This is a genomic window from Vibrio sp. 10N.286.48.F5 (assembly GCF_041469785.1).
Taxonomy (GTDB): Bacteria; Pseudomonadota; Gammaproteobacteria; order Enterobacterales; family Vibrionaceae; genus Vibrio; species Vibrio crassostreae_C.
Window position 1 is genome coordinate 15617 of record NZ_JBFRLG010000007.1, and the last position, 12066, is coordinate 27682.

A 12066-nucleotide genomic window follows, 5' to 3' on the forward strand; every position below is an offset into this window, starting at 1 on the left:
TATAAGTTGTTTTTAATTAGCTAAATAAAATCAATTTGATAGGTGCTATTTTGAATTCTCAACTCGAACCACCCTTTGTACTCGAACAAGAATGGCAGCATCGAAATGACGATGAACATAAAATAAGACGGGATGACCACCGCAGCCCGTATCAGCGTGACCGTGCGCGCGTGCTTCACTCTGCTGCTTTCCGTCGCTTACAAGCGAAAACCCAGATCCATGGCACCACGGTCAACGACTTTCACCGAACGCGCCTTACCCACTCTCTTGAGGCCGCTCAGCTTGGCACCGGTATCGTCGCTCAACTGAAGAAAAAGCAGCCCGAATTTCGAGACCTATTACCCTCAGACAGTTTGATTGATTCACTGTGTTTGGCTCACGACATCGGTCACCCACCCTATGGACATGGCGGCGAAGTCGCACTCAACTACATGATGCGCGACCACGGCGGCTTTGAGGGCAACGCTCAAACGTTTCGCATAGTCACACAGCTAGAACCTTACACTGAACATCACGGGATGAACCTATCTCGACGCACTTTGTTAGGTCTAATTAAGTACCCTTCTCTGCTGAGTGAGGTTCAAGCTAAATTGCAGTCTGAACCCGTTAAGCATCAACGACAACTCCGAGCTAAAGATTGGATGCCAGCAAAAGGCATCTACGATCATGATGAAGAGTTGTTTAACTGGGTGCTTGAACCGCTTTCAAGCAGCGACCAACAGCTCCTAAAACAGAAAAGAAAAACGCATACCGAGCCACTTGAGCACAACAAGACCAAATATAAGTCACTGGATTGTTCGATCATGGAACTTGCTGACGACATCGCGTATGGCGTGCACGATTTAGAAGATGCGATTGTGCTTGGCTCTGTGACCAAAGCTCAGTGGGTCGAATCGGCTTACCCTCAACTGAAAGAGATGGCCGACCCATGGATTTGTGAACACCTAGATTCAATTACAGAGATGCTTTTCTCTGGTGAACAGTATCGTCGAAAGGATGCGATTGGTGGGATAGTCAACGCACTGTTGACCAGTATCTCGATTAAGCGAGTGGAGGCTAACTTTGAGAATGTACTGTTGGCTTACAATGCGGTGCTCGAGCCGAGCATGGACGGCACACTCGATAAGCTGAAACACTTTGTCAGCGAGTTCGTTATTCAAGTGCCACAGGTTCAGGTCATCGAATACAAAGGTCAACAGATCATCATGGATATGTTTGAAGCATTCAGCGCAGATCCTGAACGCTTGCTGCCACTGCCCATCAAGAAGCAATGGCTACAACATCAAGATGAGTCTCGAAAAATGCGCGTGATAGCCGATTACATTTCATCGATGACTGATGATCTTGCGCAGAAAATGCATCAGCAACTGTTCTCAGCTCATACCGAGTTTTAATTCCTGACTCACCTTACTAAAACGGCTTAATCTAAGTAGTTTTTCTCAAACACGCCCGGCGGCATTTGATTGATTTGAAACTGAATCATTTGGTCAAATGCCGTTAGCAAAGGGCTAAAGTCGCCATCACGCTCTAACAAGCTAAGTAAATGATAGCCAGCTTCAACGGTTGAAAGGCTATTTTCACTGGGTGCTTTGCGAATTCGGTAATTACCCTTGAGATCTTTCGGTAAATGAACCGTGTTCAACGCATGCAAGTTACTCGATACTTGCCACATCTTGAATGCTTTCTTCCACGTGCCATCCAATAAAATCACACGCAGCTTCTTATTGGGAGATGTCGCCGACTCAACTGAAACAGAGTTTTCGCTTGGGTATAAAATCACATGTTGATACTGTTCATCGCACAACAATGCGTTGAGTTGTTCGTTGTCTGAAAAGTCTTCGCCAACAAACGTCACGCTGTTATTAAGAGATAACGAGAGAATACGCGCTGTTCCCATCGGACGATGCTCTTCTGATGGGTGCTGAAGAATGATAAGCTCAACATTCGATTCGAGTGGTGTAACCCACTGACAAATACAAGCTTTCAAAGCCTTGCTGCATTGGGGGCAATAACGAGACATGGATTTAATGTGTACCCTGTTTTAATTTTCATTTCACTTTTATGCGTCTTATTCCAATTTGAGCCAATACAAGCTTGGGTCGTTTGGGATAGCAATGCGATTGCCGATGGGCAATGGTGGCGAATCCTAACAGGAAACTTTTCACATACCAACTACTCGCATCTTCTGATGAATCTAGCAGGCTTGTGGATCATCAGCTACCTGTTTCAACCGAGTAAAAAACAGCTTGTTGTTGCTTTGCTTGTGATCAGTTTAGTGACTGGCGTCGCTCTGTTGTTTTCAAGTATTCAGATCTACGTTGGCCTATCGGGCACTTTGCATGGGTTGTTTGGCTTATTCGCGCTCAGAGAGGCTTTAAACGGCAGGAAGTCTAGTTGGCTGTTAGTATTCGGATTAGTCGCTAAAATCGCTTGGGAGCAGCTTATTGGCCCTTCTAGCACGACTGGTGAACTGATTAATGCTCGTATCGCGATTGAAGCCCACCTAGCAGGTGCATTGGCCGGAGGCTTCATATCTATCGCTTCATTTCTAACAAGTAGAAAAACGGGTCAAAGTTGAATTCTTTCGCGGTTCTTTTCAACCGTCGCTTCACCTATCCCTTTGACACTCACCAAATCATCAGCAGTAGTAAATGCCCCGTTCTGATCTCTGTAATCGACGATTTCTTTGGCTTTCTTGTCACCCACGCCAACCAATAGTGCTGAAAGTTCTTCTGCCGTCGCGGTATTGATGTTGACCGTAATCTCAATGCCTTCGTAAAGCTCAGCCTTGGTTGGGCTGTCTGCAAACACGGCAGGGCTTAAGAGCATCAGAAATGAAAGAATTAGTGTTGAATATATCGTGCGCATAAATAGTTCCTTTGTTCAAAAAACGTAACTTATGCATTTGCCGCGCTAGATAACACAATCACCAGATAAAAATAAAGCGGATCACCTAAGTGACCCGCTTCGTTATACATCTTATTTTCATCAGCTTGTTTGTTGGCTCACAAATCTGAATTAAAGCCTAACAATCACGTGTTGATTTCAGTAGTAAGCTCTAACTTGAGCTTGCTACTGAGGTAATCAAACGCTTACTGACCTTGACCCACTACGTAGTATTCAACGTCTGCGTTTTTACGAAGTACGTTTAATACGTTAGTCAGGTCTTGCTGGTTACCAACTCGCTCCAACTGTGCACCAATTTGAGTGCTGTAGGCTGGGTTGATCTCAGCCGTTACTTTAGAAAGCTCAACAACAACGATATTACCGTCTTGGTCTTTAGATTGACCGAACACAGCTTGACCTGCTTCTGGTTTCGCTAGAGCGAATACAGATGCCGCTAATGGCGAGTTACGGTCAATCGTTTCAAGTTCAGTGAACTCAAGGTTGTTGTCCGCTAGTACTGCTTCATTGCCTTGCTCAAGTTCGTTCACTAGAGAAACACCTAGCTCAACCGCTTGCTGCTCTGCTTGTACAGCAGACAGTGCAGCGACAACTTGATCTTTCACTTCAGCTAGAGGAAGAACTGTCTCATCACGAGTCTCTTCTACACGAACAACAATTACGTGCTCAGGTGCAACTTCGATAACTTCCGAGTTTAGACCGTCTTCTTTCACTTCAGGGCTCAAGATAGCTTGCATAACTGCAGGCGTCATCAGAACTTCTGGAGCGTCAACTTGAGAGATGAAATCTGTCGTTGTGATCTTCGCGTTGATAGCTTCTGCAGAATCATCTAGAGAATCTGGGAATTCAAACGCTACTTTTTCTAGCTCAGTTTGTTGCTCGTAGAACTGATCAACTGCGTGTTGGTCTAGAAGCTCTGTCTTAATCTCTGCCGCTACTTCAGTGTAAGGCTGAGCTTGAGACGCTTTTAGTTCGTCTAGCTTGATGATGTGGTAGCCGAAATCAGATTTAACTAGGCCAGTAGTATCGCCAATATTCTCAAGAGCGAAAGCCGCGTCTTCGAATGCAGGGTCCATAACATCGCGCTCAATCCAACCTAGGTCACCGCCAACGTCTGCACTACCGAAGTCGTCAGATTTCTCTTCCGCTAGCGTAGCAAAATCAGCGCCTGCATTTAGCTCGTCTAGGATTGCCTGAGCTTTCGCTTCGTCATCGCCTTGAACTAGGATGTGGCTAACTTTACGTTGCTCTTCCGTTGAGTACTTGTCTAGGTGCTCTTGGTAGTATTTCTGTGCTTCTTCATCGCTTACTTCAAGCTGAGACTTAAGCGCTTCAGCAGAAAGCTCAATGTAAGATACCTTAGCTTGCTCTGGACGAGTGTAAGCTGCTGGGTTCTCTTGGTAGTACTGTTCGATTTGCTCGTCAGTTAACTCGATGTCTTTTGCAAGGTCAGCAACAGACAGTGTCACTGTGCGAATGTCACGAGTTTGTGCGATAAGCTTGCTCTGAGTATCGATTTCGCCCTGAAGAACGAATTCACTGCCTTGAAGTGCAGTCACAAGCTGGTTGCGCATAAGGTCACGACGCATGTATTCAGCGAAGCTCTCTGCGCTGAAACCTGCACGACGTAGTGCCGATTGGTAAACTTCTTGGTCGAATTGACCCGCCGTTTGGAACTGAGGCATTTCTAGAATCATGGTGCGGATTTGAGAATCACTGATTCGTAGGCCTAGAGACTCAGCTTGCTGCTCAAGCAGTACGTCATTGATCATGCGATCAAGTACTGATTTACGGAAAGACTCTACGTAAGCAGGGTCTGCAAGCATTTGCGCGAAGTAATCGCCAAGTTGAGACTGCATACGATTACGTTCGTTTTGGTAAGCCTGTTCGAACTCACCACGAGCAATTTCTGTGTTGCCAACTTTAGCTGCTGCGTTGTTACCGCCACCGGTGATGTAGCTGCCTACACCTGCGAATACGAATGACAGGATAATCAACCCAAGGATAATTTTTACCGCGATGCTATTCACGCCTTCGCGTAATCGATCCATCATAATTTAAGTGCTCTCCGGATATGAAGCATTGGCTTCAAAATAAAAATCTATTCACGCGATATTATCAGAAAAAGAAATGCGCATCAGTAGGATGCGCATAATTTAAATAAGTTCAATGTGCTTTGTACACATACTGTTTAAGAATGAAACATCATTTTTCAAACAGTAAACGCATTTTACTGCCTTCCCCTCTTAAATGGAGGTTTCAGCAGTGAAAATTAGTTACATGCGTCTTTAAGTGCTTTACCCGCTTTGAAGCCAGGTACTTTAGCTTCTGCGATTTGGATCTCTTCACCAGTTTTTGGGTTACGACCTGTACGAGCAGCACGAGTACGAACACTGAAAGTACCAAAGCCAACAAGTGCAACTTGGTCACCAGATTGTAGCGTTGTGCCAACTGCTTCGATGAATGCGTCTAGAGCGCGGCCAGCTGAAGCTTTAGAGATGTCTGCGTTTTCTGCGATTGATTCTACTAGTTGTGTTTTATTCACTGTTTTTCCCCTATGTGTCATCTGTGACTACTTCTGATGACTGTACGTTCCATTTTGGTTTTAATTTAGCCGCAAGCCTTATTGCAAAAGGGCTGCCGCTTTGATCAATAACTTAGCGTCCAAAAAAAACGCTGACAAGCCTTTTCGGGCCTATCAGCGTAATTCTTTACTTATTTTTGCTATGCATCACTATTTTTTCACGTCAAACTCGACCCCTGACGGATCTCGTTCTAGCGCGACTTTGAGTACTTCATCAATCCACTGAACCGGGATCACCTTCAAGTCAGCGATTACGTTGTCTGGAATCTCTTCCAAATCACGCTCATTGTCTTTAGGGATCAGTACAGTTTTGATGCCGCCACGGTGTGCAGCAAGCAGTTTTTCTTTCAAGCCACCGATAGGTAAAACTTCACCACGAAGGGTAATTTCACCTGTCATACCGACCTCTGCTTTAACCGGGTTACCCGTCAAGCTAGAGACAAGTGCAGTACACATTGCGATACCCGCACTCGGGCCATCTTTCGGTGTAGCACCTTCTGGTACGTGAACGTGAATGTCACGTTTTTCGTAGAAATCTGAGTTGATACCCAGTTTTTCAGCACGAGAACGAACCACTGTCATTGCCGCTTGAATCGACTCTTTCATCACGTCGCCAAGTGAGCCAGTTTGCGTTAGCTTACCTTTGCCCGGCATTGCTTCGGTCTCGATAGTCAGTAGATCACCACCCACTTGAGTCCACGCTAGGCCTGTTACTTGACCGATACGGTTGCTTTCATCCGCTTTACCGAAGTCGTGGCGTTGAACACCTAAGTACTCTTTCAGGTTATCAATGTTAACCGTTACAGACTTAAGATCGCTGTCTAGCAAGATGTTCTTCACTGCTTTACGACAGATCTTTGAGATTTCACGCTCTAGGCTACGTACACCCGCTTCACGCGTGTAGTAACGAATGATGCCGATGATTGCAGAGTCTTCAATCTCAATTTCATGAGGCTTAAGACCGTTGCGTTGAACTTGCTTGTCCAGTAAATGGCTCTTAGCAATGTTCAGCTTCTCATCTTCTGTGTAACCAGATAGACGAATCACTTCCATACGGTCCAGTAGAGGCCCAGGAATGTCCATCGAGTTCGATGTTGCCACGAACATAACATCTGACAGATCGTAATCTACTTCTAGGTAGTGATCGTTAAATGCGTTGTTTTGTTCTGGATCTAGAACTTCTAGAAGTGCTGAAGATGGGTCGCCACGCATATCAGAAGACATCTTATCGATCTCATCTAATAGGAACAGTGGGTTCTTAACACCAACTTTAGACATCTTCTGGATCAGTTTACCCGGAAGTGAACCGATGTACGTACGACGGTGACCACGAATCTCAGCTTCATCACGAACGCCACCAAGTGCCATACGCGTGTACTTACGACCCGTTGCCGCAGCAATCGAACGACCTAGCGAGGTTTTACCTACACCAGGAGGACCAACAAGACAAAGGATTGGGCCTTTTAGCTTGTTGATACGGTTTTGTACTGCCAAGTATTCAAGAATACGTTCTTTAACACGCTCTAAGCCGTAGTGGTCTTCGTTTAAGATCTCTTCCGCTTTCGCTAGATTCTTTTTCACTTTTGAACGCTTAGCCCAAGGAACGCCCACCATCCAATCAATGTAGCTACGTACTACTGTTGCTTCAGCAGACATTGGCGACATCATTTTCAGTTTTTGCAGTTCTTGCTCGGTTTTTTCACGAGCTTCTTGAGGCATCTTAGAGTCTTCGATCTTCTTCTTCAGAGTCTCGAATTCATCAGGAGCGTCGTCCATCTCGCCAAGTTCTTTCTGAATCGCTTTCATTTGCTCATTCAGGTAGTACTCACGCTGAGATTTTTCCATTTGCTTCTTAACGCGGCCACGAATGCGTTTTTCAACTTGCAAGATGTCAATTTCTGACTCCATTTGGCCCATCAAGAATTCCAGACGTTCAGTCACATCTAAGATTTCTAGAACGTGCTGCTTGTCTACCAGTTTAAGTGGCATGTGTGCAGCAATCGTATCAGCAAGGCGAGCTGCCTCATCAATACCGTTCAGAGATGTTAGAACTTCTGGTGGAATCTTTTTGTTCAGCTTAATAAAGCCTTCGAATTGATTGATCGCGCTGCGAACAACCACTTCTTGTTCTTTTTCGTCAAGTTCTGAGGTTACAACGTATTCTGCGTCCGCTAAGAAAAACTCACTTTCTTTGAATTGGTGAATTTTTGCACGCTGCTGACCTTCGACAAGCACTTTAACAGTACCATCAGGGAGCTTTAGTAACTGAAGAATGGTAGCGACAGTTCCTACTTTAAATAGGTCGTCAATTGAAGGCTCATCAGTGTCCGCTTCTTTCTGCGCTACAAGTAGTACTTGTTTGTTAGCTTCCATTGCCGATTCAAGGCAAGTAATCGATTTTTCACGACCAACAAACAATGGAATAACCATGTGTGGGTAAACCACTACATCACGTAGAGGTAGCACGGGGATTTCGATACGCTCGGAACGTTCCAAGTTCATATATTTCTCTCTTCCGCTTTAACTTATAAAGCAGTATATGGGGCTTAAACGACTGGATTCAATGGAAGAATAAAAAAAAGGAGGTAATTGCTTACCTCCTTTTTCAATTTGAGTGACTTGTCTAAAAAAGACCTACTCTGCAACAGCTGCTTGGTTATCTGAGTTGCTGTAAATTAATAGTGGTTCTGACTCACCATTAATTACCGACTCATCAATCACAACCTTGCTTACATCAGTTGAAGATGGCAGTTCGTACATAGTTTCTAGTAGAACACCCTCCAAGATAGAACGTAGACCACGAGCACCTGTTTTACGGTTCATTGCTTTCTTAGCAATGGCACGTAAAGCATCTTCACGGAATTCTAACTCTGTATCCTCAAGCTCAAATAATGCTGCGTACTGTTTTGTAAGTGCATTCTTTGGCTCACATAGGATTTGGATTAGCGCTTCTTCATCAAGCTCTGTCAGTGTTGTTGTCACAGGTAGACGACCAATGAATTCTGGAATCAGACCATATTTCACTAGATCTTCAGGTTCTACTTGAGTGAACAATTCACCGATAGTTTTGGTTTCATCTTTTGAACGCACTTCTGCGCCAAAGCCGATACCTGAACCTGTTTCTACACGCTGTTCAATCACTTTATCTAGGCCTGCAAACGCACCACCACAGATAAATAAGATCTTAGACGTGTCCACTTGCAAGAACTCTTGCTGTGGATGCTTACGACCACCTTGAGGTGGAACTGAAGCTACTGTACCTTCAACAAGTTTTAGTAGAGCTTGCTGTACACCTTCACCAGACACGTCACGCGTGATTGATGGGTTTTCAGCTTTACGAGAAATCTTGTCGATTTCATCGATGTAAACAATGCCGCGTTCCGCTTTCGCTACGTCGTAATCACATTTCTGAAGCAACTTCTGGATGATGTTTTCAACATCTTCGCCCACGTAACCCGCTTCGGTTAGTGTTGTTGCGTCTGCCATTGTGAAAGGAACGTCTAGGAAACGAGCCAATGTTTCAGCCAGTAGTGTTTTACCACTACCAGTAGGACCGATAAGAAGAATGTTACTCTTACCTAGCTCTACGCCTTCAGCTGTCGTATCACCATTACGTAAACGCTTGTAGTGGTTATAAACTGCAACTGCTAGCACTTTCTTCGCGTATTCTTGACCGATTACATAGTCGTCAAGATGCTCACGAATCTCACGCGGCGTTGGCAGCGATTCCGATTCTTTCTTAGGAAGAACATCTTTAATTTCTTCACGAATAATGTCGTTACAAAGATCGACACATTCATCACAAATGTAAACAGAAGGACCTGCGATTAACTTGCGAACTTCGTGTTGGCTTTTGCCACAGAAAGAGCAGTAAAGCAGTTTACCGCTACCACCCTCTTTGCTTTTATCTGTCATTCGCTAACCTCTTAGCCTTAACTCTCTATGCTTGAGTGTATATCAATTTGAATCACTTTGCGTTAAACAATTGCCCTGCAATTATTGACCGCGGTGATTAAGAACTGAATCCACCAAGCCGTATTCTACTGCTTGATCAGCAGACATGAAGTTATCACGATCTGTATCGCGCTCAACAACTTCTAGAGGCTGACCAGTGTGCTCTGCCAATAGTTTGTTTAGCTTTTGTTTGATCGTTAGGATCTCTTGCGCGTGAATTTGAATATCAGACGCTTGGCCTTGGAAGCCGCCAAGTGGCTGGTGAATCATTACACGTGAGTTTGGAAGCACGTGACGCTTACCAGGAGTACCACCCGCTAGTAAGAATGCACCCATAGAGCAAGCTTGACCCATACATACTGTGCTCACGTTTGGCTTGATGAACTGCATTGTGTCGTAGATAGACATGCCTGCTGTTACGCTACCGCCAGGTGAGTTGATGTAAAGATAGATATCTTTGTCTGGGTTTTCTGATTCCAAGAAAAGCAGTTGAGCCACGACAAGATTTGCCATGTGGTCTTCCACTTGACCTGTTAAGAAAATGATACGTTCTTTTAATAGACGAGAATAAATATCGTAAGAACGTTCACCACGGGAAGTCTGTTCAACCACCATAGGAACTAGTGCGTCCATAATCGATGGCATTGTATTTTTTTCTTGGTAGCTCATATTCTTATGTCCCTAAAATAAATGGCCCGAATGATTAAATCATACGGACCATTGTTAGCAGAATTGTTGACCGTACGTCAACCTTCTACGTCAGATATTACTATATTAAGCAGGTTGCTGATTCATTAGCTCGTTGAAGCTAACTTCTTTATCAGAAACTTGAGCTTTAGCGATGATTGCATCAATAGCTTGCTCTTCTAGAGCAACGTTGCGCATGTTGTTCATCATTTGCTCGTTTTGCTCGTAGTAAGCAATAACTTCTGTTGGATCTTCGTATGCTGTAGCCATCTCTTCGATGATAGCTTTAACTTTCTCGTCGTCAGCTTTTAGCTCTTCAGTCTTGATTACTTCACCAAGTAGAAGACCTACAACTACGCGACGTTTAGCTTGCTCTTCGAACAGCTCACGTGGAAGTTGGTCAGCAGCTTCAGTGTTGCCACCGAAACGTTGAGCAGCTTGTTGACGTAGAACACCGATCTCTTGATCGATTAGAGCAGAAGGTACGTCGATGTTGTTTTCGTTAACTAGACCGTCGATAGCTTGCTCTTTGATGCGGTTCTTAACAGCTTGCTTAAGCTCACGCTCCATGTTCTTACGAACTTCAGCTTTAAGACCTTCAACGCCGTCAGTTGCGCCGAACTTAGCAACGAATTCTTCGTTTAGTTCTGGAAGTTCACGAGCTTCAACTTTGTTCAGCTTGATAGAGAACTTAGCTGCTTTACCTTTTAGGTTTTCAGCGTGGTAATCTTCTGGGAAGTTTACGTCGATTTCGAATTCCATACCTGCTGTTTTACCAACGATACCGTCTTCGAAGCCAGGGATCATGCGACCAGCGCCCATCTCTAGTGGGAAGTTCTCAGCTTTGCCGCCTTCAAACTCTTCACCGTCGATAGAACCAACGAAGTCGATAGTTGCACGAGAACCAGCGTCAGCAGCAGCTTCAACTTCAGTCCAAGTTGCTTGTTGCTTACGTAGAGTTTCGATCATCTCTTCAACGTCAGCTTCTTTAACTTCTACTGCTGGTTTCTCAACAGTGATGTTTTCTAGACCTTTCAGCTCAACTTCTGGGTAAACTTCAAAAGTTGCGTTGAATACTAGGTCAGCGCCTTCGTTGTTTTCAACTGGTGCGAAAGTAGGTGCGCCAGCTGGGTTGATTTTCTCTTTAACGATCGCTTCGATGAAGTGACGTTGCATTACTTCGCCCATCACGTCTTGACGTACTGCTTTGCCGTACATTTTAGCAACCATCTTCATTGGCACTTTGCCTTTACGGAAACCATCGAAACGACGGTTTTTCGCGATGTTGCGTAGTTCAGCTGTAACTGCATCTTCGATGTTAGCAGCAGGAACAGTAATATTAAGACGGCGCTCTAGGCCTTCTAGCGTTTCAACAGTAACTTGCATTATATAAACCTCAAAACTGGCTCAGTAATCTGAGCATATGAGCCGTAACTTAGCTTTAATTCAAAAGCAGACGTTGTTGGCTGCATCCTTGTGTAGTGCTCTATCCGAACACCTAATTTAAAATCGAGCATTGATGTCTGAATTGATTATTCAACCAAACACCAGACTAATCAGCGATATCTTCGTTCTTCACACGTCGATTAAAACGCAATAAAGCTTGTTTTCAGAAACAAGAAAGGTATCTCCGATTAGCCTCAGGACAGAAATTTTAGACGCGACATTCTAGCGATCTGTTTAATCTCTGTCGAGCCGTTCACCTCTGCATGATGATGAATGCTCTAAATTCGTCCAACTAAGTGATACAAAAACGATCAAATCATCACTTAGCACAACAGAAATGGGGACAATAGCGACTTTTTCAAGGGAATCGAGGGCTTTTTTTGCTAAAAACCTTAAAAAGAGATCTTGCTCTTGTTTTACCCCTCAGAGTCGATAACTTTTTCAACAATCCCCGTTACAAACCCTTAACCTACATCCATCTGTTCACTCTC

At 44.4% G+C, this 12066-nt stretch carries 10 protein-coding genes and 1 pseudogene; 2 read left to right on the forward strand and 9 right to left on the reverse strand.

What is annotated here, in order from left to right:
• The first annotated feature begins 50 nt into the window (after positions 1–50).
• A complete protein-coding gene (locus AB4185_RS07005) occupies positions 51–1394 on the forward strand; it encodes an anti-phage deoxyguanosine triphosphatase (RefSeq protein ID WP_017060614.1) in 1344 nt (447 codons plus the stop codon).
• 26 nt (positions 1395–1420) lie between these two features.
• Here the strand turns inward: AB4185_RS07005 and AB4185_RS07010 are convergent, their stop codons facing one another.
• Complete coding sequence (locus AB4185_RS07010) at positions 1421–2020, reverse strand: tRNA-uridine aminocarboxypropyltransferase (RefSeq protein ID WP_017060615.1); 600 nt, start codon at positions 2018–2020, stop codon at positions 1421–1423.
• A gap of 9 nt (positions 2021–2029) precedes the next feature.
• On the opposite strand from AB4185_RS07010, the gene rrtA reads away from it, so the two are divergent.
• A complete protein-coding gene (gene rrtA, locus AB4185_RS07015) occupies positions 2030–2578 on the forward strand; it encodes a rhombosortase (protein ID WP_017060616.1) in 549 nt (182 codons plus the stop codon).
• On the opposite strand, the gene AB4185_RS07020 is transcribed toward rrtA, so the two are convergent.
• From AB4185_RS07020 to AB4185_RS07055, 8 genes and pseudogenes are all read right to left on the reverse strand, one after another.
• Entirely contained in the window at positions 2569–2868 is a 300-nt protein-coding gene (locus AB4185_RS07020; RefSeq protein ID WP_017060617.1) for a helix-hairpin-helix domain-containing protein, read from the reverse strand. The genes rrtA and AB4185_RS07020 overlap by 10 nt on opposite strands.
• 224 nt (positions 2869–3092) lie before the next feature.
• Complete coding sequence (gene ppiD, locus AB4185_RS07025) at positions 3093–4958, reverse strand: peptidylprolyl isomerase (RefSeq protein ID WP_017060618.1); 1866 nt, start codon at positions 4956–4958, stop codon at positions 3093–3095.
• 218 nt (positions 4959–5176) lie between these two features.
• Positions 5177–5470, reverse strand: coding sequence for an HU family DNA-binding protein (locus AB4185_RS07030; protein WP_012604504.1), 294 nt, complete (start codon positions 5468–5470; stop codon positions 5177–5179).
• Positions 5471–5638: 168 nt separating this feature from the next.
• Entirely contained in the window at positions 5639–7990 is a 2352-nt protein-coding gene (gene lon, locus AB4185_RS07035) for an endopeptidase La (RefSeq protein ID WP_017060619.1), read from the reverse strand.
• Between the two features lie 132 nt (positions 7991–8122).
• Complete coding sequence (gene clpX, locus AB4185_RS07040) at positions 8123–9403, reverse strand: ATP-dependent protease ATP-binding subunit ClpX (protein WP_009847283.1); 1281 nt, start codon at positions 9401–9403, stop codon at positions 8123–8125.
• 81 nt (positions 9404–9484) lie between these two features.
• Positions 9485–10111 carry an ATP-dependent Clp endopeptidase proteolytic subunit ClpP gene (gene clpP / locus AB4185_RS07045; protein WP_004736080.1) on the reverse strand — a complete coding sequence of 209 codons (627 nt, stop codon included), beginning with the start codon at positions 10109–10111 and terminating at the stop codon, positions 9485–9487.
• 105 nt (positions 10112–10216) lie between these two features.
• Positions 10217–11515, reverse strand: coding sequence for a trigger factor (gene tig, locus AB4185_RS07050; protein WP_017065881.1), 1299 nt, complete (start codon positions 11513–11515; stop codon positions 10217–10219).
• A 294-nt stretch (positions 11516–11809) separates the two neighbouring features.
• Positions 11810–11992, reverse strand: a pseudogene (locus AB4185_RS07055) (hypothetical protein); the annotation flags it as partial.
• Positions 11993–12066 lie beyond the last annotated feature (74 nt).

Bases quoted from the DNA above. Each gene is read 5' to 3' on its own strand.
- AB4185_RS07010 (WP_017060615.1), bottom strand. From the start codon at position 2,020: ATGTCTCGTTATTGCCCCCAATGCAGCAAGGCTTTGAAAGCTTGTATT.
- AB4185_RS07020 (WP_017060617.1), bottom strand. From the start codon at position 2,868: ATGCGCACGATATATTCAACACTAATTCTTTCATTTCTGATGCTCTTA.
- ppiD (WP_017060618.1), bottom strand. From the start codon at position 4,958: ATGATGGATCGATTACGCGAAGGCGTGAATAGCATCGCGGTAAAAATT.
- AB4185_RS07030 (WP_012604504.1), bottom strand. From the start codon at position 5,470: ATGACACATAGGGGAAAAACAGTGAATAAAACACAACTAGTAGAATCA.
- lon (WP_017060619.1), bottom strand. From the start codon at position 7,990: ATGAACTTGGAACGTTCCGAGCGTATCGAAATCCCCGTGCTACCTCTA.
- clpX (WP_009847283.1), bottom strand. From the start codon at position 9,403: ATGACAGATAAAAGCAAAGAGGGTGGTAGCGGTAAACTGCTTTACTGC.
- clpP (WP_004736080.1), bottom strand. From the start codon at position 10,111: ATGAGCTACCAAGAAAAAAATACAATGCCATCGATTATGGACGCACTA.
- tig (WP_017065881.1), bottom strand. From the start codon at position 11,515: ATGCAAGTTACTGTTGAAACGCTAGAAGGCCTAGAGCGCCGTCTTAAT.